At 52.6% G+C, this 25,763-nt stretch carries 22 protein-coding genes; 9 read left to right on the forward strand and 13 right to left on the reverse strand.

Going from position 1 to position 25,763, the window contains the following annotated elements; translation table 11 throughout:
• Positions 1-33 precede the first annotated feature (33 nt).
• From QUF18_RS06665 to QUF18_RS06690, 6 genes are read right to left on the reverse strand one after another with little or no spacing between them, the layout of a single operon-like run.
• A complete protein-coding gene (locus QUF18_RS06665) occupies positions 34-1,908 on the reverse strand; it encodes a CocE/NonD family hydrolase (RefSeq protein ID WP_289386297.1) in 1,875 nt (624 codons plus the stop codon).
• Positions 1,905-3,488 (reverse strand): ABC transporter substrate-binding protein, encoded by a 1,584-nt coding sequence (locus tag QUF18_RS06670; RefSeq protein ID WP_289386298.1) that lies wholly within the window; start codon positions 3,486-3,488, stop codon positions 1,905-1,907. Before QUF18_RS06670 ends, QUF18_RS06665 begins: the two co-directional genes overlap by 4 nt.
• On the reverse strand, positions 3,485-4,531 hold the full coding sequence (locus QUF18_RS06675) for an ABC transporter ATP-binding protein (protein WP_289386299.1): 1,047 nt from the start codon (positions 4,529-4,531) through the stop codon (positions 3,485-3,487). The genes QUF18_RS06670 and QUF18_RS06675 overlap by 4 nt, the downstream gene beginning before the upstream one ends.
• The gene (locus QUF18_RS06680; RefSeq protein ID WP_289386300.1) at positions 4,531-5,562 is read right to left on the reverse strand and encodes an ABC transporter ATP-binding protein; all 1,032 of its coding nucleotides are present in this window, start codon (positions 5,560-5,562) and stop codon (positions 4,531-4,533) included. Before QUF18_RS06680 ends, QUF18_RS06675 begins: the two co-directional genes overlap by 1 nt.
• Complete coding sequence (locus QUF18_RS06685; protein ID WP_289386301.1) at positions 5,559-6,458, reverse strand: ABC transporter permease; 900 nt, start codon at positions 6,456-6,458, stop codon at positions 5,559-5,561. The genes QUF18_RS06680 and QUF18_RS06685 overlap by 4 nt, the downstream gene beginning before the upstream one ends.
• A complete protein-coding gene (locus QUF18_RS06690; RefSeq protein ID WP_113945438.1) occupies positions 6,458-7,426 on the reverse strand; it encodes an ABC transporter permease in 969 nt (322 codons plus the stop codon). Before QUF18_RS06690 ends, QUF18_RS06685 begins: the two co-directional genes overlap by 1 nt.
• A gap of 202 nt (positions 7,427-7,628) precedes the next feature.
• Between QUF18_RS06690 and QUF18_RS06695 the strand changes: the two genes are divergently transcribed.
• Together QUF18_RS06695 and QUF18_RS06700 are read left to right on the forward strand one after the other, a co-directional pair.
• Entirely contained in the window at positions 7,629-8,537 is a 909-nt protein-coding gene (locus tag QUF18_RS06695) for a LysR family transcriptional regulator (protein WP_289386304.1), read from the forward strand.
• A gap of 200 nt (positions 8,538-8,737) precedes the next feature.
• On the forward strand, positions 8,738-9,907 hold the full coding sequence (locus QUF18_RS06700) for a porin (protein WP_289386305.1): 1,170 nt from the start codon (positions 8,738-8,740) through the stop codon (positions 9,905-9,907).
• Positions 9,908-10,067: 160 nt separating this feature from the next.
• On the opposite strand, the gene hutC is transcribed toward QUF18_RS06700, so the two are convergent.
• Together hutC and QUF18_RS06710 are read right to left on the reverse strand one after the other, a co-directional pair.
• Entirely contained in the window at positions 10,068-10,808 is a 741-nt protein-coding gene (gene hutC / locus QUF18_RS06705; RefSeq protein WP_289386306.1) for a histidine utilization transcriptional repressor HutC, read from the reverse strand.
• Between the two features lie 33 nt (positions 10,809-10,841).
• Positions 10,842-12,215: a formimidoylglutamate deiminase gene (locus QUF18_RS06710; RefSeq protein ID WP_289386307.1), complete on the reverse strand. Its 1,374-nt coding sequence runs from the start codon at positions 12,213-12,215 to the stop codon at positions 10,842-10,844.
• A gap of 98 nt (positions 12,216-12,313) precedes the next feature.
• On the opposite strand from QUF18_RS06710, the gene hutI reads away from it, so the two are divergent.
• The 6 genes from hutI (at position 12,314) to QUF18_RS06740 (ending at position 19,759) form a co-directional block, all read left to right on the forward strand.
• Positions 12,314-13,540 carry an imidazolonepropionase gene (gene hutI, locus QUF18_RS06715; RefSeq protein ID WP_289386308.1) on the forward strand — a complete coding sequence of 409 codons (1,227 nt, stop codon included), beginning with the start codon at positions 12,314-12,316 and terminating at the stop codon, positions 13,538-13,540.
• Positions 13,541-13,595: 55 nt separating this feature from the next.
• Entirely contained in the window at positions 13,596-15,134 is a 1,539-nt protein-coding gene (gene hutH, locus QUF18_RS06720; RefSeq protein ID WP_289386310.1) for a histidine ammonia-lyase, read from the forward strand.
• Between the two features lie 98 nt (positions 15,135-15,232).
• A complete protein-coding gene (gene hutG / locus QUF18_RS06725; RefSeq protein WP_289386311.1) occupies positions 15,233-16,033 on the forward strand; it encodes an N-formylglutamate deformylase in 801 nt (266 codons plus the stop codon).
• An 11-nt stretch (positions 16,034-16,044) separates the two neighbouring features.
• The gene (gene hutU, locus QUF18_RS06730; RefSeq protein ID WP_289386313.1) at positions 16,045-17,718 is read left to right on the forward strand and encodes a urocanate hydratase; all 1,674 of its coding nucleotides are present in this window, start codon (positions 16,045-16,047) and stop codon (positions 17,716-17,718) included.
• A gap of 148 nt (positions 17,719-17,866) precedes the next feature.
• Positions 17,867-19,195, forward strand: a complete 1,329-nt coding sequence (locus QUF18_RS06735; protein WP_289386314.1) for a YjiH family protein — start codon at positions 17,867-17,869, stop codon at positions 19,193-19,195.
• On the forward strand, positions 19,196-19,759 hold the full coding sequence (locus tag QUF18_RS06740) for a HutD family protein (protein ID WP_289386315.1): 564 nt from the start codon (positions 19,196-19,198) through the stop codon (positions 19,757-19,759).
• On the opposite strand, the gene QUF18_RS06745 is transcribed toward QUF18_RS06740, so the two are convergent.
• From QUF18_RS06745 to QUF18_RS06765, 5 genes are all read right to left on the reverse strand, one after another.
• The gene (locus QUF18_RS06745; protein WP_289386316.1) at positions 19,708-20,244 is read right to left on the reverse strand and encodes a gluconokinase; all 537 of its coding nucleotides are present in this window, start codon (positions 20,242-20,244) and stop codon (positions 19,708-19,710) included. The genes QUF18_RS06740 and QUF18_RS06745 overlap by 52 nt on opposite strands.
• A 30-nt stretch (positions 20,245-20,274) precedes the next feature.
• Positions 20,275-21,291 carry an ABC transporter substrate-binding protein gene (locus QUF18_RS06750; protein WP_289386317.1) on the reverse strand — a complete coding sequence of 339 codons (1,017 nt, stop codon included), beginning with the start codon at positions 21,289-21,291 and terminating at the stop codon, positions 20,275-20,277.
• A gap of 10 nt (positions 21,292-21,301) precedes the next feature.
• Positions 21,302-22,051: an ABC transporter ATP-binding protein gene (locus QUF18_RS06755; RefSeq protein WP_289386319.1), complete on the reverse strand. Its 750-nt coding sequence runs from the start codon at positions 22,049-22,051 to the stop codon at positions 21,302-21,304.
• Positions 22,051-22,869, reverse strand: coding sequence for an ABC transporter permease (locus tag QUF18_RS06760; protein WP_289386321.1), 819 nt, complete (start codon positions 22,867-22,869; stop codon positions 22,051-22,053). The genes QUF18_RS06755 and QUF18_RS06760 overlap by 1 nt, the downstream gene beginning before the upstream one ends.
• A 322-nt stretch (positions 22,870-23,191) precedes the next feature.
• Complete coding sequence (locus QUF18_RS06765) at positions 23,192-24,562, reverse strand: aspartate aminotransferase family protein (RefSeq protein WP_289386322.1); 1,371 nt, start codon at positions 24,560-24,562, stop codon at positions 23,192-23,194.
• A 393-nt stretch (positions 24,563-24,955) separates the two neighbouring features.
• Here QUF18_RS06765 and QUF18_RS06770 point away from each other — a divergent pair, with 393 nt between their 5' ends.
• A complete protein-coding gene (locus QUF18_RS06770) occupies positions 24,956-25,633 on the forward strand; it encodes a GntR family transcriptional regulator (protein WP_289386323.1) in 678 nt (225 codons plus the stop codon).
• The last annotated feature ends 130 nt before the right edge of the window (positions 25,634-25,763 follow it).

Below are 25,763 nucleotides of genomic sequence, written 5' to 3' on the forward strand. Positions count from 1 at the left end.
CAGAAACTGCGGGACAATCCATTTCGATCACAATCAAACCGGAATTTTGCTCAGTTTCAGTACTGATGGCCGGTCATGCTCAACAAACACCGTATTCATCGCAATCTGCTTACGATGGCTGGTGCCTTCAGGCTCGCCGGTATTCGGGTTCACATCATATTTCGGGAAATTGGACGATGAAATATCCAAGCGGATCCGGTGACCTTTCTTGAACATATTTGCCGTCGCAAAAGGTGAGATCGTAATCTTAAAGACCTCGCCATTCGCAACCGGCTCCGGCTTGTCAAAGCCCTTGCGATAACGCACGCGGAAAATGCCGTCGGTAATATTCAGCGCATAACCGCGCGGATAATCCGCAGAAGGCGGATAGACATCAACCAGTTTGGCGGTGAAATCCGTATCCGGCGCATCCGTGCTGACCCAAAGCTCGATTTCAACCGGCCCTGCAATCGCGGTATCCTGTTCCAGAAGTGCCGTCTCAAAACTCAATACATCATGACGCGCCGTCAGCGGCAGACCCGGACGTGTACAGCCGTAAAACTGTTCAGCCTCGACCTGATTGAACCCGCCGCCGGTGAAAATCGGTTCGCCCGATGTAAGAGAACCGCCAATCGTTGGCACCGGATTAGCCGGATCAAAATCATAGCTGATACTGGCCACAGCCAGTTCCGGCTGTTTATCGCTCAATGACATATCTTTTTGCAGATATAGATTGAGCGGTTCAGCATCCGGTAGCGGCCAGTCTGTGCCTTCAATCCAGCGACCGCCGTGATTGAGATGTCCGGCCTCGGTTTTATTGCCCTGTCCCGTACCCATCAGGAAAATATGCACACGACCGGCCTGCTGATGCGTAAGCTCATCTTTAAGATAACGCGCAAACCATTTCTCACGATAGGTCAGCCAGTCTTCATCAACCTGCCCGTCAAAGACCGCAGCAGCACCGAAATCCACATCGCCAAAGATCGTGCGGGAGCGGTTACCATGCGTCCACGGCCCCATAATCAGGCTCAACGGACGTTCAGCATCGCCTTTCAGCGCTGTGAAATTCTCAAGTGTGGTCGTGACATAGGCATCATACCAGCTCGACATGAAAATCGTCGGCACTTTCGGGAAAGTGTCATAATATCCGGCGGCGTAAATGCCGACCTTTTTCCAGAAATCATTGAAGGTGCCGCTTTGCCATTGTTCAAGCAGATAGTCTTCATATTCCGCATTCCAGCGTACCGGCGAGCGCCCTTTCGTCCACGGCATTTGCGCGAACCAATAGGCCAAATCCTCATCGGCAACGGCAGCCGCTGTGCGTTCATCCGTGCCTTCCTGCGCACGGTGATAAGCCCATGTTGCCTGTTTCAGCTCAAATGCACCACCCTGCCGGATACCGCAGGTAAAAGCATTGGAGAAACCACCGGAATCCACGGCCATCGCGCTCAAGCCCGGAGGATTGAGACAAGCCAGCGCCATCTGGGTATGGGCATCATAAGACAGCCCCATCGTCCCGATGCGGCTGTTATTCCACGGCTGCGCTTCAACCCACACCATCGTGTCATAACCATCCTCACCTTCGGAGAGGTATTTGGTAAAATGACCTTCACTGTCATAGCGACCGCGGCAATCCTGCCAGATCACAATATAGCCCTTGCGCGCCAGATGAATCGCGAGTTCAGGACGCGACATGGAAACAGGTTTTTTCAGCGACAATTCTGTGCGTGGTGTCCCTGCTTTATCGTAGGGCGTGCGCTCCAGAATAACCGGCAATGCCGTTTCAACCGGAGCACCATCGACTGCCGGACGATAAATATCTGTCGCCAGATGGATACCGTCGCGCATTGCAATCATCACATTACGATGAACAATCACATCACCGGCTACCTCTGCCGCCGGTGTCAATTTATTGGCAATAAAATTCATTTTGCTTTCCGGACATCCTGACCGATGGTGCGTTCTGCAAGGTTTGGCGTAAAATCAATGCCGTCACGCGAAGCCCAGTAAATTTTCTGGAAATAGAGCGGCACAATCGCCTGATCTTTCATCGCAATGCGGGTGGCTTCCTGCAGTTTTTTCATGCGCTCGGCCTGATCGAACTCTTCCATCGCTGATTTAAGGGCTGCGTCAAATTCCGGATTGGCATAACGCATGCGGTTAAAACCGCCGGTGCCCGCATCTTTATTATAGCTTTGCAACAGCGAGCGCAGATTGGCTTCCGAATTTGGTGTGGATGCACCCAGCGAGAAAATAAACGCGCCGAACTCACCCTTGGTCGCAGCTGCCGCATAGACGTTATAAGGTTGGGTTTTAACGCCGTTTACTTTCAGGCCGCCACGCGCCAGCATCTGCCCCATTGCCTGCGCTATATCGCCGTCACCAGGGAAACGGTTGTTCGAGGAATAGAGCGTAATGCCAAAACCTTCAGGGAAACCGGCATCGGCAAGTAGCTTCTTGGCACCGGCACCATCGGCAGGCTGCGGCTGCAAATCTTCCGCATAACCGCCCAGTACCGACGGCACAACCTGTGCAGACGGCACGCCGGAACCGTTGAGAATACGATCAACCATGAGTTTACGGTCAACCATCATCGAAACCGCCTGACGCACGCGTGCATCGCGGAAAGGGTTCGGATTCAACGGCTTGCCCGACAAATCATCCACGCCCGGTGCTGTATCATCGCGCATGCTCAGAGCCAGATAGACCAGACGGCCTGAATCAATCGGGAAAACCTTGAAGCCTTTCTGGCCTTCAAGACGCACGATATCCGACGGCGATACCGCATCGATCAGATCAACCGAGCCTGACAGCAAGGCAGCGGTACGCGCTGCATCATTGGCGATGAAGCGATATTCCACCATGTCGTAATCCGGCTTTTCGCCCCAATAGCCTTCATAGGCTTTCAGCTTCAGAGATTCTGCCGGTTTCCATTCAACAAACTGATAAGCACCGGTGCCGATCGCCGCTTTACCGGAATTGAAATCTTCCAGCGTGGCATTTTCAGCAGCCGCTTTCGAGATGATGAAAACACGACCGATCTGCTCCATCAGTGCAGGGTTTGGCGCTTTGGTGGTGACGCGGATTTTATGGTCGTCAATCTTCTCAACCTTAGCAACAGAACTCACCACATCGGTGAAAGGTGCAGGGCTGTTCGGCACTTTATCCGTGCGATTGAGTGAGAAAATCACATCATCCGCGGTAAACGGCGTGCCATTATGGAATGTAACGCCCTCACGCAGTGAAATTTCCCATGTCAGCGGGTCAATATTATTCCACTCTGTCGCTAGACTCGGACGCATCTGCAGATTGGCATCGGTCGACAATAGCGTGTCGAACATATTATCCGCAGTCATCTGGTTATTGCCGGTACGCGAAAATTGCGGATCAATGGCCGATGGCTCATTGGCACGGCCAATGATGATATTTTCAGCGAAGGCAGTCAGCGCTGAGCTGGCCAGAAGTGCGGTAACGATAATGGCTTTGCTTAAATTTCTAACGATTTTCATGACAATTTCTCCCCTATGTCATCAATATTTGAAAAATCAGGACGGTTTTCGAGATCGTTGAGGTGGCAGGCGCTTTCATGCAGCCCGTCCACAATACGCAGTTGCGGGCGTTCAAGTTTGCAGCGCTCAAAGGCATGCGGACAGCGCGGATGGAAATGACAGCCCGACGGCGGGTTCATTGGTGAAGGAATTTCACCTTTGATCGGATTATAAGCGCGGTGACGGCGATCAATACGCGGCACCTCTGATAGCAATGCGGCGGTATAAGGATGATTAGGCTTGTCAAAAATCTCTGAAGCCGAGCCGCTTTCAACAATACGCCCCAGATACATCACCACAACACGGTCGGCGATATGTCTGACCACACTCAGATCATGGCTGATAAACAGATAGGTCAGATCAAGTGTTTTACGCAAATCCATGAACAGGTTGATAACCTGCGCCTGAATTGAGATATCCAGCGCCGCGATACTCTCGTCACAAATCAGAAATTCCGGCTTAACCGCCAATGCCCGTGCAATGCCGATACGCTGACGCTGACCACCGGAAAACTGGTGCGGATAGCGATTGGCCATCGACGGATCAAGACCAACGGTTTCAAGCAGTTTTTCAACCAGAGCCTGCTTTTCGCTGCGTTTAATCAGGCCATGAGCAACCGGCGCTTCGCCGATAATATCCACCACGCGCTTGCGCGGATTGAGGGAGGACATCGGGTCCTGAAAAATGATCTGCGTGTTGAGACGTGCCTGTTTGGCGGCTTTGCCACGCAACTGATTGCGCGGCTGATCTTCAATCAGCACCTCGCCTTCTGTTGCAGGCAGCATACCGGCAATCACACGGCCGAGTGTGGATTTTCCGCAGCCGGATTCACCGACCAGACCAACAACTTCGCCTCTGCGAATTTTCAGATCAACGCCGTCAAGCGCATGGACAACACGCCTGACAGATTTTGCACCCAGCATTGAGGCGAGTTTTTCAGCAAAATCCGGCTCGGTCGAAAAGCGTTTGGAAACATTCCGTGCTTCAGCAATATATTCAGACATCAATGTCCCTCCACGCTGATTGCGGATGCGGCAGAACCTGCAAGCGGGTTGAAACACCGCCAGCGGTGACCACTGTCACTCAGCGTTTCTGCCGGTTCTTCGAGGCATCGATCCGTGGCAAAATCACAGCGATTGCGGAAGGCGCACCCTTCCGGCCGCTTCAACGGATGCGGTGCCGCCCCGCGAATTTGGGTCAGGCGTGCGCCACGCGCATTAGCTGCCGGTGCGGAGCCGATCAGCCCTGCGGTATAAGGATGTTGCGGGCGATCCAACACATCATCGACTTTGCCCTGCTCGACAATGCGTCCGGCATACATCACTGCAACATTATCCGCGAGACCAGCCACAACGCCCAAATCATGGCTGATCCAGATCAGCCCCATGCCCAGTTCACGGCACAGGGTCTGCACTTCCGCAAGAATCTGGCTCTGAATGGTCACATCCAGTGCGGTTGTCGGTTCATCGGCAATAATCAGATCGGGCTTGTGCAGCAGTGCAATGGCAATTGCCACACGCTGACGCATACCGCCTGAAAATTCATGCGGATAGCTCTGAATGCGCAGCTCCGGCTGTGAGATACCCACCATGCTCAGCGCATCAATCGAGCGGCGCAAGGCTTCCGCTTCGCTGACATTTTCATGGGCGCGCACGGTCTCAACCATATGGGTTTTGACCGACAGAACCGGATTGAGCGTCATCATCGGATCCTGAAAGATCATCGCGATGCGATTGCCGCGCAGACTGCGCAAACGCTTTTCCGATGCATTGAGCAGCTCTTCACCTTTGAAAGTGATCGACCCGCCGACATTGCGCCCCGGTTTGTCCACCAGACCAATAATCGAAAAACCAGTAATGGATTTGCCCGAGCCGGACTCGCCGACCAGACCTAAAATCTCACCGCGTTTTACCGTCAGGCTTACGCCGTCAACCGACTTGATCGTGCCTGCCGGTGTGAAGAAATGCGTTTGCAGATCACGCACATCCAGCACGGTTTCAGGCTTATTGGTTTCAGTTTTCTGTTGTGAACTCATTTGGCCAACCTCGGATTCAGGACTTCACGCAGGCGGTCGCCGACAATATTGATCGAGAAAACCAGTGTCAGCAGCAGCAATCCCGGAAACACGCTGATCCAGTACAGACCCGCGAGCAGTACCTGATAACCGTTGGAAATCAGCAGCCCCAGCGACGGCTCGGTAATCGGCAGACCGATCCCCAGAAAGCTCAGTGTCGCTTCTGCCGCGATTGCGCTGGCGATCTGGATGGTGCCGATCACGATCAGCGGTGGCAAACAATTCGGCAGCAAATGCCCGAACAAAATACGGATACGGCTCAGACCAAGACAACGCGCCGCTTCCACATAGTCTTTATTAACTTCGACCAGCGCGGCTGCGCGGGCGGCACGGGCAAAATAAGCCCATTGCACGAAGACCAGCGCCATAATCACCTTCCATGTGCCCTGCCCCAGCACCGCCAGAATGAGCAGCGCCACCAGAATGGTCGGAAAGCCCAGCATCAGATCAACCATACGCATTAAAAATGCATCAAGACGGCCGCCGCTATAGGCAGCGAGCAACCCAAGTGCAGAACCGATAAACATAGCGAGAAAACCGGCCGTCAGGCCGACACCGAGACTGGTACGCAAACCATAAAGCATCGCCGAGAGCATATCGCGGCCTTGCGCATCAGTGCCCAGCCAATAGGTCATGCCGTTCATGCTTTCCGACAAAGGCGGCAGCTTGGCATCGAACATATCGATCTGCATCAGATCATAGGGATTTTGCGGCGCAAGCAATGGTGCGAAAATTGCAGCCAGCACCAGCAAGACACAGAAAATCAGGCCGATTGTCGCTTTCGGGCTGTGTAGAATTCCGGACACAGCCGTTGAGACCATGCCTTCACCAAAGAGACGTTGTGTGAGAGTGGTCATCAGCGTTTGCTCCGGATACGTGGATCAAGAAGCGAATAGAGGACATCAACCACGAGATTGATGACGATAAACATCGAGACGACCACGAGAATATAGGCTACGACAATCGGGCGATCGAGAATATTGATGCTGTCGATAATCAGCTTACCAACACCCGGCCAGGCAAAGATCGTTTCGGTCACCACGGCAAAAGCGATCAGTGAGCCGAATTCAATGCCGATCACTGTGATGATCGGGATGAGAATATTCTTCAAAACATGCACGAAAATAACGCGCGATGGTGCCAATCCTCTGGCGCGCGCGAATTTCACGAAATCCAGCGGCATGGTTTCCTGAACACCGGTACGGGTCAGGCGGATCACCAGCGAAATTTTCGCCAGCGACAGATTAATCGCAGGCAGGATCAGATGCTGAATACCGTTCCAGGTCGCCAGACTGGTTTCAATACCGAGGATAGTGCCGGTCTGACCGCGCCCTGTTGAAGGCAGCCAGCCAAGATAGACCGAGAAAATCATAATCAGCATCATGCCCTGCCAGAAATTCGGCAAGCTGAACCCGAGAATAGAGCCGGTCATAATGGTTTCATCCGTGGCGCTGCCAGCTTTGAGGCCGGAGAGCAAGCCGAGCGGAATACCAATGACAATAGCAAGAACCAGCGCACAGAAAGCCAGTTCGAGTGTGGCTGGCAGACGCTGCAAAATAACGCTGATGGATGGCTGGTTATAGACAAAAGACGTACCCAGATCGCCCTGCAATGCATTGGCGAGAAAATGCCAGTATTGCACGATCAGCGGCTTATCCAGACCAAGTGCCTGTGTCACCTGCAAACGTTCTGCCATCGTAGCATCGGCAGGCAGCAGGATTTCCAGCGGATCACCGATCGCATAAACGCCGGCAAAAACAATAACGGAGGTTACAAACAGGACAAGCAGCGCCTGAAACAACCGGCGAATAATAAACGCTGTCATCTCTTATGGACCCGAACATACATGATTTAGAACTCCTCCATTACGCTTCCCCGCGCATATGTCTATTTGGAAACATTCCAAACTTGCCATAGCAGAAAAATACTTGCAATATTATGAGATATAATGCCAAGTCTATGCGTTTAATGCATAGATAATTTTCTTTGCCGGAAAGCACCTTTATCTGTAAATAGTGTGAGACAGCATGATTAAAATCATAGACTTAGAAGCCTATCGCGCCGTCATGAGCACCGGCTCCACACAAGGGGCGGCCGAACTTTTAGGCATCTCACAATCGGCGGTTAGTCGCCGGATCAGCCAGCTTGAGGAAGAATTGGGTATCCAGCTTTTCATCCGTGAAGGCGCGAGAATCGTCCCCTCACGCCTCAATGAACTGCTGGAAACCCATGTGGCGGATGTTCTGGAGCGCGTCCATATTCTTGACGATGCCGCGAATAAAATCCGCTCAGGCCGTTATGAAAATGCGTTGCTGCGCATTGCCGTGCCGCCGGGCATCTGCCGCAAGATCATGCCGAAAATTATTGCAGGGTTTCTCGATAAATATCCGCAAACCCGTTTTGAAATTCTGCACGGCACCTATGATATTATCAGCCGGATGCTGGATGAAAAACAGGCAGAAATCGGCTTTCTTCGCCTGCCGTTCCGCGACAGTAATTTCATGTATTCGGATGTGATCGTCGCCCGTTCCGTTTGTGTGATGGCGAAAGATCATCCCCTGACCAAACATAAGATCGTCCGTCCTGAAAATCTCCGTGATGAACCACTGGTCCTGCTTGGGCGCAGACGCTCGCCGCGCCACGATCTTGATCTGGTCTTTTCTTCCCATGGTGTCCGGCCAAAAATCCGGCTTGAAGCTCATTCGGTCAGCTCAGCCTGCGGGTTCTCCGCAGAAGGGATCGGCGTCTCTATCGTCAATTCCCTGCTTGTGCAGGATTGTATGGATCTGGATACGGAAGTCCGCCTGTTCCTGCCCGATGTGCCGCATCACTTTGCATTTGTTTATCCGGACAAGCCAAGACTGCCGGAGCTAGGTGTAGAATTCATCACTTATGCCACGGGATATTTGCAGGCGCTGGAGCCGTTTCCGGCATAATCAAAAATAATACAGTTTTAAGGATAAAATTTTATCGCCAATCTCACGACCCATAAGTAAAAAATTCAAAATATCCGGCAATTTATTGCTATGATACAATTATACAACATATTGATTTTTATGAATTAAACTCCCTATTTTTGCGTTTTTATTGCTGGCCGCATCGCTAACTGTCTTCAGGTGAAATTCTGGAGATAACAATGTCAATCAAAACTATTTTAATCAGTTCCTCTGCAACTCTTATCATCAGTTCCGGCGCCTATGCAGCAGATGCAGTCGTTGCACCTGAACCTGAAGCCGTAGAATATGTGCGCGTTTGCGATGCCTATGGTGCAGGCTATTTCTACATTCCGGGTACAGAAACCTGTCTGAAAATCGGTGGTTATGTCCGTTATGATATCACAGGTGGTGACGATATCTCCGGTCATGGCTTTGAAACCCGTAATGGCAATTTCTACGCGAAAAACAATAAGCGCGATACCTATGAAGGCCTCGCCCGTTTCAGCCTGAAATTCAGCACCGCATCTGAAACCGAACTTGGTACACTGAAAACCTACACAGATCTTCGTTTTCAATGGAAAGATGGTGTCGACGATAAATCCTCAGGCACTTTGCGCTTCGGTTATATGCAACTTGGTGGTTTGCGGATTGGTCTGGATGAATCCGCATTCGTCACCTTCCCCGGCTATCTCGGCAATGTCATCAATGATGACGTGATCCTTGCCGGTGGCTACCGTACCGGCCTGATCAGCTACACCTTTACCGGAGACAATGGTTTGTCCGCCATCGTGTCGCTGGAACAGGGCGGCAATAGCGATATTGATGATGTACCTGCAAACTGGACCGGTAAGAAATGGGGCGCAACCATTAAAGACTACACACCGCATGTCGTTGGTGGTCTGCGCTATGCACAAGGCTGGGGTTCGCTGACTGCCGTTGCTGCCTATGATGCCTATAACAAGGAATGGGCCGGTAAAATCCGTGGTGACCTGAATGTAACAGACAGCTTCTCTGTCTGGGCAATGGGTGGTTACAAATCTAACAAAGACAATTACGCCGATGTGTTAGGTGACAATGATCAGGTTATCGGTCAGGTTCGTGCTGTCAGCAGCTTCTACGGTACATGGGGTGGTGACTGGGCCGTTTGGGGTGGCGCAGCCTATAAACTCAACCCTCAGACAGTGCTGAACGCTCAGCTGGCCTATGATGCTTCCAAGACTTTTGCAGCAACAGCCAATATTGCTTATGAGCTGGTGCCGGGCTTCTCCATCACACCGGAAGTGTCTTACACCAAGTGGAACGATACAAAATCCATCCAGAACGGCAAAGATGCTGTTCAGGGTATGATCCGCTTCCAGCGTAGCTTCTGATAAACAACTAATAGCTGGTCTGTTTCAGCGAGTTGCAGATCATTGATACTGATGCTTCAATGATCTGCCTTTAATAACGTAGAAGGACTGCGTTATTATCATGACATGCTGATCTCCCGTCATTGTCTAGGCAGACGGCGGGTGTGAGCCCGCCGTTTTTTTACCCTTGATTTGGCGCAAAACGGGCGACCAGCGCATGGCTGTCACCGCTATAGGTTAGCCGCACATAGGTCACCGGCTGTCCGGCATTCCATGTCTGGCGCTCAATCACCAGACAGGCAGCCCCCGCCGGAATCCCCAGAATTGCCGCCACATTTTCGTCAGCAGCCACCGCGCGGATTGCGTGTTGCGCATTGCTCCACGGCACGCAGGCCACCAGCCACGGGCTTGGTGATTGTTTGGAAAAATCTGTTTGCGCCGCATCCGGCACGGCCAGCAGATTGATGATACGCTCTTCCAGCGCAAAAACCCGTTTTCCGGCATAATGACGGCAGGTCAGCTCAATCAGTGGTGTATTGCGTTCAATCTCGAGTTTTTTACCGTCTGTCGCTGTACTTTTTCGGCTCACGGACTTTTGCAATTCATAGCGATAAGGCAGTCCAAGCTGCTCGACTTCATCGCGAATATCGTGAATTTCCAGCACCGCTGCCTGTGACTGCGGCTTGGAAACAAAACTGCCAGAACGACGCTTACGCTCGATCATTCCGGCTTTTGCCAATTGTGTCAGCGCTTTATTGACCGTCATGCGCGAGCAGGAATACTGCTCCGTCAACTCGTGCTCAAACGGAATACGATAACCGGGCTGCCACTCACCGGAGAGAATCCGGCTCTCAATATCATCCAGAATCCGCTGATGCAGAGATGACGCCTGTTCGCTGTCTCCGGATGATAATGTCTGCATTATGCGCTTAAGCCCGTTCTTTAATCCAACTCGTCAGTCTTCCAAAAGTGCGCCTAAAACCGCACGGAATCCTGCTTCTGCCTGTTCATGCAGGTGATGACGGCCATTTTCAACCTGTTTTACACCTCGCACCCAGACATGCGCCGGTTTGGCGCGGTTGGCAAAAATCAAACCGTCCAGCACCATATCCCCTTTGGCATGAGGAAGACGGCTGACATCCAGTGCCACAAAGTCAGCAGACGCACCGGTTTTAAGCCCCTGCCCGCGCACGCCCATAGCAATATGACCACCGGTAAGTGCACCGTCAAACAAAGCGCGGCCGGTTGAACCTTCCGCAACCGCCATCACATTCCGGGCGCGATGTTTTAGGCGCTGCGAATATTCGAGCTGGCGCAATTCATCACCCAAGCCGATCAGCACATTGGAATCTGAACCAATACCGAATTTGCCACCTGCCTGTGTGAACACACCGGCATTAAACGTGCCATCACCGAGATTAGCCTCAGTCACAGGGCAAAGACCGGCGATTGCACCGGCTTTTGCCATCCGTACTGTCTCGTCATCGGTCATGTGGGTGGCGTGGATCAGACACCAGCGATCGCTCAGATTGGCATTGTCCAACAGCCATTCAACAGGTCGCTTACCGGACCATGCAATGCAATCTTCAACTTCTTTAACCTGCTCGGCGACATGAATATGCACCGGTGTTTCCGGCAGCATTTGCGTAACGATTTTCAACTCATCCGGTGTCACCGCCCGCAGGCTGTGCGGAGCAACACCCAGCACCGCGCCGTCCATGTCTTTGAGCGCAGAGCTACAACCATCCAGCAGGCGCGCATATTGATCTATGCTATTGATAAACCGGCGCTGGCCTTCATTAGGAACAGCACCTCCAAAAGTTGAATGAGCATAGAACACCGGCAACAGTGTGAGGCCGATACCGCTTTTATTGGCAGCAGACGCAATACGTTTGCCCATCTCGGCCACATCCGCATAAGGCGTACCGTTACGGTCGTGATGCAAATAATGGAACTCACCTACGCGGGTGAAGCCATTTTCCAGCATATCCACATAGAGCCGCAGAGCTACGGCTTCCGCCTGTTCCGGCGACATGGTCAGGGCAAAGCGATACATCACATCGCGCCAGCTCCAGAAACTATCGGCCGAAGGCCCGCGCTTTTCTGCCAGTCCGGCCATGCCATATTGGAACGCATGGCTGTGCAGGTTTGGCATCCCCGCGATGATCACCGCATGGCACTCATCACCCGATTGCGCCTGCACGCCGCTTTCAATGGTTGTGAATTTTCCGGCTTCAACCGTCAGGCGGACATTCTCAGCCCAGCCGCTTTCCAGCTCTGTATTCAATAGGGCCTGTTGCGCATGGATAACATGTTTTTGCTGAAGCACGGTTCTCTCCTCCTGAAAATATCCGGCTAAAAATTTCCTTTGCCATTTTTTAATATGTATATACATTATAGCCAGAGAGGGGAAGCGGGAAAACACTCATGACAAAAGATACACGCCACCAGAGCGGCCATATTTTCACCCATGCGCGCGTTGCTACGCTGCGTGAAAATGCGGATGGACTCGGCCTGATTGATGATGCGGCAATCGTGGTTGAGCAGGGCAGAATCGCTTATGTCGGCCCGCAGGCTGAAATGCCTGCGCTCTACGCGGACTATCCGGCAACCAATTGCGAAAATCGTCTGATTACCCCCGGGCTGATTGATTGCCACACGCATCTGATACACGCGGGTAACCGCGCTCATGAATTTGAACTGCGCCTCGAAGGCGCGTCCTATGAGGAAGTCGCCAAAGCTGGCGGCGGTATTGTTTCTTCCGTCAAAGCGCTGCGGGCTGCCAGTGAAGATGATCTGGTACGCGAGAGCCTGCCGCGCCTCGATGCTTTGATTGCCGAAGGCGTAACAACTGTTGAGGTTAAATCCGGTTACGGTCTCGATACGGAAAATGAAATCAAATCGCTGAAAGCGGCCAGACGTCTGGCACAGGAACGTGATGTTGCAATCCGCACCACTTTCCTCGGTGCTCATGCCCTGCCGCCGGAAATGAACGGCGACAATTCAGCCTATATTGATTTGATTATCAATGAGATGCTGCCTGCCATCGCCGCTGAAAAACTCGCCGATGCAGTCGATGGTTTTTGTGAAGGGATCGCCTTCCTGCCGGATGAAATCGCCCGTGTTTTTGATGCCGCAAAAGCGCATAATCTGCCGGTCAAACTCCATGCAGATCAGCTGTCCAATCTGCATGGTGCCAAATTAGCCGCCTCTTATCATGCGCTTTCTGCCGATCATGTGGAATATACTGACGCGCAAGGCGCGCAGGCGATGGCCAAGGCCGGCACAGTCGCAGTGTTGCTGCCCGGCGCCTATTATTTCATCCGCGAAACCCAAAAACCGCCGGTTGAAGCCTTCCGCCAAGCGGGCACAAAAATGGCATTGGCTACCGATAATAATCCCGGTACATCCCCGCTGACCTCCCTGCTTCTGACCATGAATATGGGCGCAACCCTATTCCGTCTCACTGTCGATGAATGCATTGCCGGTGTGACCCGTGAAGCTGCCCGTGCGCTCGGCATTCTGGCTGAAACCGGCACAATCGAGGTCGGCAAATATGCTGATCTGGCCATCTGGGATGTGCACCGCCCTGCAGAGCTTGTCTATCGCATTGGCTTTAACCCGCTCTGGAAGCGGGTTTTCCGCGGCAACTGAAAATTTATCCGAACACTCACACGTCATTCACATACACCTGAAGAAAGTATCCTCCATGAGCATTATTCTTAAACCAGGTTCCGTCCCGCTTGCCACGCTCGAAGATATTTACCGCAACGGCACTATTGCCCGTCTTGATCCGTCGTTTCATGCGGGCATTGCCAAATCCGCTGTCCGCATTGCGGAAATCGCCGCCGGTGATGCGCCGGTCTATGGCATCAATACCGGCTTCGGCAAACTGGCTTCCATCCGTATTGCGCCGGAAGATGTAGCCACACTCCAGCGCAATCTGATCCTGTCGCATTGCTGCGGCGTCGGTGCGCCTCTGGCTGAAAATATTGTACGCCTCGTCATGTCGCTCAAGCTGATTTCACTTGGTCGTGGTGCATCCGGCGTACGTCCTGAGATCATTGCGCTCCTCGAAGCCATGCTTGAAAAAGGTGTCATTCCGGTCATTCCGGAAAAAGGTTCCGTCGGCGCGTCCGGCGATCTGGCACCGCTGGCACATATGGCTGCGGCCATGATCGGCGAAGGTGAGGTTTTCTATCAGGGTGCACGTGTTTCCGCTGCTTCCGCATTGAGCAAAGCCGGTCTGACACCGGTTGTTCTGGCCGCCAAAGAAGGTCTGGCACTGATCAACGGCACGCAGACCTCCACCGCACTGGCACTGGCCGGCTTGTTCCGTGCTCATACGGCCTTGCAGGCAGCTCTGATTACCGGCGCTCTGTCTACCGATGCTGCCATGGGCTCCACCGCTCCATTCCACGCAGATATTCATAGCTTGCGCGGTCATAAAGGCCAGATCGATACCGGCGCGGCTCTGCGCAAATTGCTTGAAGGCTCGATTATCCGCGACAGCCATCTGGAAGGCGATCAGCGCGTACAGGATCCGTATTGCATCCGCTGCCAGCCACAGGTCGATGGCGCTTGTCTTGACCTACTGCGTCAGGTCGCGGTTACACTTGAAATTGAAGCCAATGCGGTCACCGATAATCCGCTGGTGCTTTCCGATGATACAGTGGTCTCCGGTGGTAACTTTCATGCCGAACCGGTGGCTTTTGCCGCCGACCAGATTGCGCTGGCGATTTGTGAAATCGGTGCCATTGCCCAGCGTCGTATTGCACTGCTGGTTGACCCTGCCCTCTCGTTCGGCCTGCCTGCGTTTCTGGCGAAAAAACCGGGACTCAATTCCGGCCTGATGATTGCAGAAGTCACTTCCGCAGCTCTGATGTCGGAAAACAAGCAGATGTCCCATCCGGCCTCGGTCGATTCAACCCCGACTTCTGCCAATCAAGAAGACCATGTGTCAATGGCCTGCCACGGCGCCCGCCGTCTGCTGCAAATGACTGATAATCTCAATGCGATTATCGGCATTGAAGCCCTGACCGGTGCCCTCGGCGTGGAACTGCGCGGCCCTCTGGAAACCAGCCCTGAACTGAAAGCGGCAATCGCCGTGCTACGCACTAAAGTGCCGACGCTCGAAGTTGACCGCTATATGGCTGATGATCTGGCTGCGGCTGCGGAAATCGTGGCAAACGGCTCGCTGAATGCAGCTATCACAAGCGGTATTCTCCCTGAAGTCTTCCCGTCATGATGACTAGTATTAGAAATACTTCAGTTTTTTTAGCCGCATTGTCCTTACGCAAAACCGGTTCCCACTTTTGCGGGAAATGCTCGAGTCTGGAGGCATAAATGGTCGTTGACGTTCATCAGGGAACCTCGCCGGTCATTCTCGGCCTGCCCCATACCGGCACGGAAGTGCCGGAAGATATTTGGGCGCGCCTCAATGACAATGGCCGGATTCTTGCCGATACAGACTGGCATATTCACAAACTCTATGACGGGCTGCTGGATCATGTGACGACAGTGCGCGCCACATTCCACCGTTATTGCATTGATGCCAATCGTGATCCGGCGGGTGTGAGCCTCTATCCGGGGCAGAACACAACAACGCTGATACCGGAAACGGATTTTGATGGTCTGGCGATCTGGAAAGATGGTGAGCAACCGGCTGAGGCCGATATTGCTGATCGCAGAAATCGTTTTCACAAGCCCTATCATGAAGCACTGGCAGCAGAAATTGAGCGTGTGAAAGCCATTCACGGCATAGCCATTCTTTATGATTGCCACTCGATCCGATCCCATATTCCGTTTCTGTTTGAAGGCACTCTGCCGGATTTCAATATCGGAACAGACAATGGCAAAACCTGTGCGCCGGTCATTGAAGCAGCAGTCTTCGGTGTGGCGAAACAGGCTGAAGGTTACACGTCCATCCTCAACGGCCGTTTTAAAGGCGGCTGGACAACGCGCCATTACGGCCAGCCGGAAACCGGTGTGCATGCCATTCAGATGGAACTTGCGCAATCAACGCATTTAGCAACAGAAGCTGTGCCATTTGCCTATGACAAGGCCAAGGCAACCAGATTGCGCAACCATCTCAAAAACATTTTGCAGCAGCTTGAAACCGCCGCTGCCGGTCTCAAATCTAAATAAGGGAACATTCGATGACTAATCCGCGTCACAATGAACGTGAAATCCGTCCTGCAACCGGCACGGAAATCACCGCCAAAAGCTGGCTCACCGAAGCGCCGATGCGCATGCTGATGAACAATCTGCATCCCGATGTTGCCGAGCGCCCGCATGAGCTGGTGGTCTATGGCGGTATCGGCCGTGCTGCGCGCACCTGGGCAGATTTTGACAAGATTGTTGCCAGCCTGAAAGATCTGGAAGGTGATGAAACATTGCTGGTACAATCCGGCAAGCCGGTCGGTATTTTCCGCACGCATAAAGATGCGCCGCGCGTGCTGATCGCCAATTCCAATCTGGTACCGCATTGGGCAAACTGGGATCATTTCAACGAACTGGATAAAAAGGGACTGGCTATGTATGGCCAGATGACCGCCGGTTCATGGATTTATATCGGTGCACAGGGCATTGTGCAGGGCACCTATGAAACCTTTGTTGAAGCCGGTCGTCAGCATTTCGGCGGCAATCTCAAAGGCAAATGGATTCTCACCGGGGGCTTAGGCGGTATGGGCGGGGCACAGTCGCTGGCGGCTGTGATGGCCGGTGCCTGCTGTCTCGCGGTTGAGTGCGACGAAACCCGCGCGGATTTCCGCCTGCGTACCCGCTATGTCGATGAAAAAACCCACAGCCTTGATGAAGCGCTGGCACGTATTGATGCATGGACAAAAGCCGGTGAAGCCAAGTCGATTGCGCTGATCGGCAATGCGGCAGACATTTTCCCTGAACTGGTGAAGCGCGGTGTCAAGCCGGATATCGTGACCGACCAGACCTCCGCGCATGATCCGGTGCATGGTTATCTGCCAATCGGCTGGAGCGTTGCCGAATGGCGTGCAAAACAGGAAAGCGACCCGAAAGGCGTTGCAAAGGCAGCGCGCGCTTCGATGAAAATTCAGGTCGCAGCCATGGTTGATTTCTGGAACATGGGCATTCCAACCCTCGATTACGGCAATAATATCCGTCAGATGGCGCTGGAAGAAGGTCTGGAAGACGCATTTGCCTTCCCGGGCTTTGTGCCTGCCTATATCCGTCCGCTGTTCTGCCGTGGTATCGGCCCGTTCCGTTGGGCAGCACTCTCCGGCGATCCGGAAGATATTTACAAGACCGATGCCAAGGTCAAGGAACTGCTACCGGATAATAAGCACCTGCATAACTGGCTGGATATGGCGCGTGAGCGCATCGAGTTTCAGGGACTGCCAGCGCGTATTTGCTGGGTTGGCCTTGGTGACCGCCATCGTCTCGGCCTCGCCTTCAACGAAATGGTCAAAAACGGCGAGCTGAAAGCACCCGTTGTGATTGGCCGCGACCATCTGGATTCCGGTTCTGTAGCTTCGCCAAACCGCGAAACAGAAGCGATGCAGGACGGTTCCGATGCCGTATCCGACTGGCCGCTGCTCAATGCCCTGCTCAACACCGCATCCGGTGCCACATGGGTGTCCCTGCATCACGGCGGCGGCGTTGGCATGGGCTTCAGCCAGCATGCAGGCATGGTGATCTGCGCTGACGGTACCGATGATGCCGCCCGCCGCCTAGAGCGCGTGTTGTGGAATGACCCTGCCACCGGTGTGATGCGTCATGCCGATGCCGGTTATGACATTGCCGTCAATTGCGCCAAGGAACAGGGTCTGCGTCTGCCGGGCATTCTCGGCAACTAATGATCTGAATACAAAGGCAGCCTGTGAGGAGGCTGCCTTTATCTTTCACATTTCCGGCTTTGGGAGAGGCCGTAACAGACAAAGGCAAAACAGCATCTGAGATTACGGTATCTCCTTCTGCATGAATAACAATAATCAGGGGTAAATCATGACAGATACAACAGTTGGCAGCAGCGGCGGCTCCCGCGGCTCAGCCGCATTCAAACTGATTTTTTTCAGTTTTCTCGGTATCTTTTTCTTCTTTGTTCCGGTCACTATTGGTGGCAAATCCACCATCCTGCTCGACCATGCAGCGACAGCCATTGCTGTGCAATTGCGCCCTGTAGCGCTCACCTTTGTCTGTCTGCTGATTGCCTATGGCGCACTCAGCCCGTTTATTCGTGGTACATGGAATAAAAATCTGACGGAAAGCATTTTCTCCGTTCTGCGTGTGCTGGGTCTGGTACTCACCGGCATGTATCTCGCCGGTGTCGGGCCGGAGCTGCTGTTCACACCGGATATGCTGCCGTTTCTCTTTGATAAGCTCGTTCTTTCCGTCGGCCTGATCGTGCCGATCGGCGCTTTGGCGCTGGCGTTCCTGATCGGCTATGGCCTGCTGGAATTTACCGGCGTCATCGTACAGCCGGTGATGCGTCCGATCTGGCGTACACCGGGCTGGTCAGCCATTGATGCGGTGGCTTCTTTTGTCGGCAGCTATTCTCTGGCACTGCTGATTACCGACCGCGTATATCGCGAAGGCAAATACACCGCGCGTGAAGCCGCGATCATTGCCACCGGTTTCTCCACTGTTTCAGCAACTTTCATGATTATCGTCGCCAAAACGCTTAATCTGATGGATTTCTGGAACCTGTATTTCTGGACAACCTTCTTTGTGACCTTCATCGTCTCCGCGATTGCTGCCCGTCTCTGGCCGCTGGCACAAATGGATCATCCGGAAACCCGCGATACACCGCTACAGGCTGGCAAGTCCCGCTTAGCAACCGCAATTGATGTTGGCCTGGAGCAAGCTGAAAAAGCGCCGCACATTCTGCCAATGCTGCGTGCAACCTTCATCGACGGCCTGCGCATGGCTTCAATGATCCTGCCAAGCATTATGGCTGTTGGTCTGCTCGGTCTGCTGGCCTCGAAATACACCCCGCTTTTCGATGTGCTGGGGCTGGCGCTGTATCCTTTCACATGGCTGGCACAATTGTCGGAGCCAATGCTGGCCGCGAAATCCATGGCAGCCGGTCTTGCTGAAATGTTCCTGCCTGCCATCCTGCTGAAAGATGCCGATGTGGCGCTCAAATTTGTGGCCGCTGTGGTTTCCGTCTCGCAGGTACTGTTTCTCTCGGCATCCATTCCTTGTGTGCTTGCAACTTCAATCCCGCTCAAATTCCGTGATCTGATTGTGATCTGGTATATCCGCACAGCGCTCAGCATTTTGTTGACAGCACCGGTGGCTCTCTGGGCGGTTTCCAACGGCTGGTTACAATAAATGCAACTTCTCAAACATCATCAGCACCGCCGGATGCCGTGGAAAAACGGCGGCGGTGTTACCGTTGAAATCGCTGTTTTTCCGGCAAATGCGTCAGTCGATAATTTCGACTGGCGTCTCAGCACCGCCACTGTGGCCAGTGACGGGCCGTTTTCGGTTTTTACCGGCATTGACCGTACTTTATCCGTACTGGAAGGTGACGGGATTACCCTGTCCGTTGAAGGTCTGGCAGACCAGCAACTGAAAGGTGAAACACCGCCCTTTTCATTTCCGGCAGACAGCCCGACCAGTGCGAAACTGCTCGGCTCCGCAATCACAGATCTGAATGTGATGACACGGCGCGGGCGTTTTACGCATCAGGTCAGCCGTCATGTGGTGACAGAGCCAGTCACCCGATCTCTGAACGGAGCAACTGTGCTGATATTCTGCGGCAAAGGTACGGTGCAAGCCGGAGATACACAGCTTGAAGTCAATGATTGTCTGCGGTTTGAGCACTGTAACCATACAGAGCTTCAGCTTTCCGGTAATGGCACAGTCTTTGTGATTGTGCTCAATCCGGCCTGATCTTCAAGCCATGTTTTGCAGGTTGCAAGCATGGTGTTCACGGGTTGATCGCAGGACAATAGCAATGTCGCCGGTTCACCCTGCGGGATTTCGAAACTTGCCAGTTGCGAAGTGAGTAAAGATGCGGGCATAAAGTGCCCGTGTCTTGCCTGCATTCTCGCAGCGATAATGTCAGGATCGCAAGTCAGGCACATGAAATATAACGGTTCGACAGTCTGTTCACGCAACAAATCCCGATAGGATTTTTTGAGCGCTGAACAACTCGCAATAGCGCCCTCTGTCCCGCTTGAAAGAGCCGCTGCAATGGCTTTCAGCCAAGGCAGACGATCAGCATCATCCAGCGGCTGACCGGCCTGCATTTTCACAATATTACTTTGCGGATGCAGATCATCCCCCTCAATAAAGGGCAATGTCAGAGCCTGCGCCAAAGCTGAAGCCAGTGTTGATTTGCCGGAACCGGAAACGCCCATCACTATAATCCGCACCGGTTCCGCCTCTCTGCTTAAGTTTTTATATTAAGGCAGGAAATCATTGGTAAAATAGCTCGAAAAGTCCGGTTTTTCCTGCAACACCGCACCTTCTTTATCATAGAGAATGCCTGCCTTAAACAAGAACTCACCCAAAGCCAGCATGGTTTCCGGCCGCATTTTACCAATTGTACCGTTACTATCGCGCAGGAAATGCCCGTCATTCAATGCCTTCAGTGAAGCGCGGATCAGCTTGTCATCCGTCAGCACATCCTGATTGCCGCGAATGAGAATATCGGCCGCTTCATCGGCATGATCCGCTGCAAAAGCAAATCCGCGCTGCGTGGCACTCAAAAATGCCTTTGCCGTTTCCGGATTATCTTTGAGATATTTGCCTGAGGAAACCAGCAGCGTGGTATGCTGATCCGGTATACCGTAATCCGAGTAGCGGAACGACCGCTGTTTCACACCTTCCAGCTTGTTTTTCACACCTTCCCATGTGGCGATTTCCAGCGTGAAATCCACCGCACCATTGGCCAGCGCCTCATAAGCGGAGGTGCCGAGTGTCACAATTTCAAACTCACCTCTGCCGCCATCGGCACGGATCAGGGTTTCAATCAGCTTACGCTCCCAATTGGAGCCAAAACCAGCATAGGTTTTACCGTCGAGATCTTTCGGCGACTGAATATCCTGCCGGTCATCCATAAACACCAGACGGCCGGTTTCGTGCTGTACCACGGCATAGGTGCCGACAAGATCAGCACCGGCAGCGCGTTGCGCAAACAGACCGGTGGAACTGACAATGCCGAAATCCGCCGCACCATTGGCGACCAGCAATCCGGCTGATGTGTCGGAATAAGGCAGGATTGTTACATCCAGTCCTGCTTCTTTGTAAAAACCCTGATCCCGGGCAATGAACATACCGATATGATTGGTATTCACCGTCCAGTCGAGCGCGACAGTCACTTTCGCCATATCTTTGGCGTAAGCAGAGATTGGTAAAACGCTCATCGCGCCGGACAGAGCCAATGCGGATAACAGGCGACGACGATTCAAAATTGCCATGATTGCTTCCTTATGAATTCAAGAGGAGATCTAGTATTCCGGCTTCAAGCGCTGCGGCTTTTTCCAATGCGGTTTTGTGCATGCTGCTTCGTCTCGGGCGCGGCAAATCGACGGTCACCTCATGCACGACCCTGCTCGGACGAGAAGACAACACATAAATCCGGTCGGAGAGATAAACCGCCTCGCGCACATCATGGGTAATCAGCAAAGCCGTCCAGCGATGGCTCTGCCACATGCTTTCCAGCCAGTGCTGCATTGCAGCGCGGGTTAGGGCATCAAGCGCACCAAATGGTTCATCCAGCAGCAGCATTTTACGTTGCTGAACGACTGTGCGCAGCAAAGCCGCACGCTGGCGCATGCCCCCTGATAATTCCGCCGGATAAGCCTGTTCAAAACCGGCAAGGCCGAATTTCTCAAACAGCGGCTCAGCTAATTTGCGGGCATCTTTGCGGCTCATGCCCTGCACTTCCAGCCCCAGCGTGGTATTATCAATCATGCACCGCCACGGCATCAAAGCATCGCGCTGCGGCATGAAAGCAAAGGCATTGCTTGCCTTCACTAAGGGCGCACCATCAAACAGGATTGAACCCTTTTGCGGCTGTTCGGCACCGGTCAGCAGATTGAAAATCGTGGTTTTTCCGGCACCTGACGGCCCCAGAACCGAGACAAACTCACCCTCCGCCACATGCAGCGAAATATCCCCTAACACTTCCAGCGAGCCGAAAGATTTGGCGACAGATTGCAATTGCAGACGTGTCATTATTCTGCACCCCGCTCTGTTTTCAGCCACGGGGCAACCCATTTTTGTATCAGCAATGTCAGGCCAAACAGGCTTAATGTCAGCGTCGCGCTGATAAACACTGCTGCCAGCACCAGATCAGGCCGGAAGTTGTTTTTGGCATTGAGGATATAAATACCTAAGCCTTTGAAGGCACCGGCATATTCAGCAAATATCGCACCGACAACTGCATAGGTAATCGAAATGCGTAAGCCTGCGAAAAAATATGGCAACGCCGAGGGAATACGCGCCAACCGGAAAATCGTCCAGCGACCAGCGCCCATAGAAGACAGCAAATGCTCAATCTCTTTATCTGTTGCGGCATAGCCCTGCACCAGCGCCACGAGCATCGGGAAAAAGGTGACGAGAGAGACCAGCAGAATTTTCGGGAGCAGGCCAAAGCCGAACCACAGCACAATCAGCGGTGCAATGGCGATCAGCGGCAGGGTCTGACTGATAATGAAAACCGGAAACAGCGCCCGCCGCAGCCAGATATAGCGATCAATCAGGACGGAGAGCAAACAGGCCGTGACCACCGAACAGCTGAAACCAATCAGCGTGGCACGGATTGTCGGCAGGGTATTGTCCCATAAAGCTTGGCGATGCAGCACAATCTGCTGCAAAATCCGGCTTGGTGCCGGCAATACGGATGGTGCAATGCCGGACAGAACAACATAGCTTTCCCAGAACAGAAAGATTGCGCCAACAGACAAGATTGCAGGAAGGATTCTGGACAGATGATCCGATGACTTGCGTACAGATTGCGTGCAATCTGCCTCAGTCGCTTGATAAACAGACATGTTTCAGTTCCACAGATAAGAATAAAATCAAATTTGCTGTGAAATGAATCAGGTCAGCCGGAAACACGCCGCCGAAAATACCGTGACAAAAGAAGTGGAAATTTGTGCGCCAGAAAACATGGTCCGCCTCGCTCCGCTAGAATTACCCAGATCAGCTTTAGAGTCCGCCAGTTTGTCACTGACATCTCAGCCCCGGCACTACGGAGCCCCCCTGTGGATGCGCGAGATTAAACACATATTGCAGCACTTTGAAAGAGCAATAAATAAAAACGGCGCATGTGATTGCTCACATGCGCCGTTTCATGAGATCTGTCCGAACAGATTATTTCTTCACTTCAGCAGCCACTTGGTCCAATGCCTTAGCGAAAGCGCCAACCATTTCATCAACCTGTTTTTCATTGATGATCAGCGGCGGGCAGAATGCAACCGTATCCAGCATGTTGCGGCAGATGACGCCGTTGTTGAGCAGCGCATTATTTGCCATCAGGCCGAGATTACCGGCTTTTTCCAGAGGCTCTTTGGTCTGCTTGTCAGCAACCAGTTCAACCGCTGCGATCAGGCCTTTACCGCGCACTTCACCCACCAGCGGATGATCTGCCAATTCGCGCAGACGTTTTTGCATATGCGCGCCAACGTTACGGGCATTATCGACCAGATTATTCTCTTCAATAATCTTGATATTTTCATTGGCAACAGCAGCAGCCACCGGATGCGCACCACCGGTATAGCCATGACCGAATGTGCCAATACGGTTGCTCTCATCTGCCAATGGTTCAAACACCTTGTCATTCACCAACAGTGCCGAAATCGGCAGGTAGGAAGAAGACAGCTGCTTGGAGAACACCATAATATCCGGCTGCATTTTGAAGGTTTCAGTCCCGAACATATTGCCGGTACGGCCGAAACCGCAGATCACTTCATCCGCAATCAGCAGAATGTCGTATTTCTTGAGAACAGCCTGAATTTTTGCCCAATAGCTGTCCGGCGGCACCACAACACCACCGGCACCCATGATCGGCTCACCGATAAATGCAGCAATAGTATCAGGGCCTTCCGCAAGGATCATCGCTTCGAGATCAGCGGCCATACGGTCAGTGAACTGCTCTTCCGTTTCACCCGGCAGCGCTTCGCGCCAGTAGTGCGGACAGGATGTGTGCAGAATATTGGCAATCGGCAGATCGAAGGACATCTGGTTTGCCGGCAGGCCGGTGAGGCTTGCAGCAGCAATGGTCACACCGTGATAACCGCGCTTACGGCTGATGATCTTTTTGCGCTGCGGCTGACCGAGCGCATTGGAACGGTACCACAGCATTTTAATTGCGGTATCATTGGCCTCGGAACCGGAATTGGTGAAGAAGGCTTTGCTCATCGGCACCGGCGCCATCGTCACCAGTTTTTCTGCCAGATCGATCACCGGACCATGCGATTTATGGCCGAAATTGTGGTAATAAGGCAGTTTCTGCATCTGTTTGGTGGCAGCATCAACAAGACGCTGTTCCGAGAAGCCGACACCTACGCTCCACAGACCGGCCAGACCTTCAATATAGCGCTTGCCGTTATTGTCCTCGACATAGATCCCGTCACCTTTTTCAAGGATCATCGGTCCGATTTCCTGATGACGACGCGCATTCGTGTAAGAATGAAGGTGATACTGAATATCACGCGCTTCAGGTGAATTCGGCTGCTTATCCATAGTTCCCTACCTGATTTTACTCCAGAACGGCCTGATCTCCCGAACAGGATACCGTTCATCGCTTTGCTCGGCGTAGCTTTTTACGCAAAAACATTGCTGTTTCCGGCTCAAAGCTACTCTGAAATTTCTCCGCTGAAGCGATGATCTGAAATAAAACCCCGCCTCCCATTTGATGCATCATGTTTTTTATATAATAGTTTGTCAAGCAGACTCATCGGGACAATTTACCGTTGCGAAGTCCTATGCAATCAGCGTAATCAATACCATTGCCGTGAGACTATTCATGGTTATGATACTGCATATTATTCAGGATAATCCGGTCGTAAAAGAGCCGGTTATAAAGTGAGACTATAAAAACAAAACAGTTCACTCACTGCGGGGGAAACATCTTGCATGAATGGCATTTCAGAACTTCAGGCGCTTGAGCATCACAATCTCGGCGAAATCGTCTATCGCAAATTATCGCAGGCGTTGATGCGCGGGCAGTTTGCACCCGATACCAGACTGACCATCCGTGAACTTGCCGCGTCACTCGGCACCAGTGTTACGCCTGTGCGCGATGCTTTATTAAGGCTCATTCAGGATGAAGCGCTGACCCAGAAGACCCCGCGCGACATTCGTGTGCCGGTGCTGGATCAGCAAAAATATGAAGAAATCCGCTCCATCCGCGTGCGTCTTGAAGGTCTGGCAGCCAGACAGGCCACAATTCTTGCCGATAAAAAAGACATTGCAAAACTCTGGAAGCTGGTCAAAGACAATGACAAAGCCATGGAGAAACAGCTCTGGGGCGATGCCTTGGCAATGAACCATATTTTCCACTCCGCTCTGGTGGAAGTAGCTGCTATGCCGGTGCTGAATTCCATTATCAACCGCCTATGGCTGCAAATGGGACCGCTGATTGCCGATGCCTATAAACATGGCGGGCGGGCAATGATTGATGATCATTATAAAATTGTAGAGGCAATTGAGAGACGTGATGCCGATGCTGCCGAAGCGGCCATTGCCCATGACATTCTCACAGCCAGCGATTTGATTATCAGCCGCATTCACTCCTACGCGCTCAGTGCATAACAGATGGAAACCAGCAAAATCCTGACAATTCATCCGCTTTTTATGCACATTCAGGCGTTTTAAGATTACAAATCGTTAAGCTTGGTAAAAAAACGCCTTTCGTGCTTTTTTTCAGCGCCAAGCTGTGACA

Origin of the sequence: Pseudochrobactrum kiredjianiae (assembly GCF_030362795.1) — a bacterium.
GTDB lineage: Bacteria > Pseudomonadota > Alphaproteobacteria > Rhizobiales > Rhizobiaceae > Pseudochrobactrum > Pseudochrobactrum kiredjianiae.

Bases quoted from the DNA above. Each gene is read 5' to 3' on its own strand.
- QUF18_RS06665 (WP_289386297.1), bottom strand. From the start codon at position 1,908: ATGAATTTTATTGCCAATAAATTGACACCGGCGGCAGAGGTAGCCGGT.
- QUF18_RS06670 (WP_289386298.1), bottom strand. From the start codon at position 3,488: ATGAAAATCGTTAGAAATTTAAGCAAAGCCATTATCGTTACCGCACTT.
- QUF18_RS06675 (WP_289386299.1), bottom strand. From the start codon at position 4,531: ATGTCTGAATATATTGCTGAAGCACGGAATGTTTCCAAACGCTTTTCG.
- QUF18_RS06680 (WP_289386300.1), bottom strand. From the start codon at position 5,562: ATGAGTTCACAACAGAAAACTGAAACCAATAAGCCTGAAACCGTGCTG.
- QUF18_RS06685 (WP_289386301.1), bottom strand. From the start codon at position 6,458: ATGACCACTCTCACACAACGTCTCTTTGGTGAAGGCATGGTCTCAACG.
- QUF18_RS06690 (WP_113945438.1), bottom strand. From the start codon at position 7,426: ATGACAGCGTTTATTATTCGCCGGTTGTTTCAGGCGCTGCTTGTCCTG.
- QUF18_RS06695 (WP_289386304.1), top strand. From the start codon at position 7,629: ATGATTAAAATCATAGACTTAGAAGCCTATCGCGCCGTCATGAGCACC.
- QUF18_RS06700 (WP_289386305.1), top strand. From the start codon at position 8,738: ATGTCAATCAAAACTATTTTAATCAGTTCCTCTGCAACTCTTATCATC.
- hutC (WP_289386306.1), bottom strand. From the start codon at position 10,808: ATGCAGACATTATCATCCGGAGACAGCGAACAGGCGTCATCTCTGCAT.
- hutI (WP_289386308.1), top strand. From the start codon at position 12,314: ATGACAAAAGATACACGCCACCAGAGCGGCCATATTTTCACCCATGCG.
- hutH (WP_289386310.1), top strand. From the start codon at position 13,596: ATGAGCATTATTCTTAAACCAGGTTCCGTCCCGCTTGCCACGCTCGAA.
- hutG (WP_289386311.1), top strand. From the start codon at position 15,233: ATGGTCGTTGACGTTCATCAGGGAACCTCGCCGGTCATTCTCGGCCTG.
- hutU (WP_289386313.1), top strand. From the start codon at position 16,045: ATGACTAATCCGCGTCACAATGAACGTGAAATCCGTCCTGCAACCGGC.
- QUF18_RS06735 (WP_289386314.1), top strand. From the start codon at position 17,867: ATGACAGATACAACAGTTGGCAGCAGCGGCGGCTCCCGCGGCTCAGCC.
- QUF18_RS06740 (WP_289386315.1), top strand. From the start codon at position 19,196: ATGCAACTTCTCAAACATCATCAGCACCGCCGGATGCCGTGGAAAAAC.
- QUF18_RS06750 (WP_289386317.1), bottom strand. From the start codon at position 21,291: ATGGCAATTTTGAATCGTCGTCGCCTGTTATCCGCATTGGCTCTGTCC.
- QUF18_RS06755 (WP_289386319.1), bottom strand. From the start codon at position 22,051: ATGACACGTCTGCAATTGCAATCTGTCGCCAAATCTTTCGGCTCGCTG.
- QUF18_RS06760 (WP_289386321.1), bottom strand. From the start codon at position 22,869: ATGTCTGTTTATCAAGCGACTGAGGCAGATTGCACGCAATCTGTACGC.
- QUF18_RS06765 (WP_289386322.1), bottom strand. From the start codon at position 24,562: ATGGATAAGCAGCCGAATTCACCTGAAGCGCGTGATATTCAGTATCAC.
- QUF18_RS06770 (WP_289386323.1), top strand. From the start codon at position 24,956: ATGAATGGCATTTCAGAACTTCAGGCGCTTGAGCATCACAATCTCGGC.